This is a genomic window from Vibrio sp. T20 (assembly GCF_007858795.1).
GTDB lineage: Bacteria > Pseudomonadota > Gammaproteobacteria > Enterobacterales > Vibrionaceae > Vibrio > Vibrio satsumensis.
Genome location: NZ_VFEB01000103.1, coordinates 1 through 257 on the forward strand (window position 1 = coordinate 1; position 257 = coordinate 257).

The following is a 257-nucleotide window of genomic DNA, read 5'->3' on the forward strand; positions in this document are numbered from 1 at the left end:
GAAAGGTTTTCGTATCGATGCGGCAAAGCACATGACACTTTCCCATCTGTGTAGGGTGTGGACCGATGATATCTGCGAAGGAATGCACATCTTTGGTGAAATCATTACTGATGGTGGTGCGACCCAAGAAGAGTATGAGCTATTCCTTGAACCATACCTGAAGCACACTCGCTTAGGCGCTTACGATTTCCCTTTATTCAATACCATCTTCAAAGCCTTTGAAGAGCAGGGCAGCTTTAAGTCTCTGATCAATCCTT

General features: G+C 45.1%; 1 pseudogene. It reads left to right on the top strand.

Annotated features, from left to right (window positions below):
* Nucleotides 1-257, top strand: a pseudogene (locus FTW16_RS13335) (alpha-amylase); the annotation flags it as partial.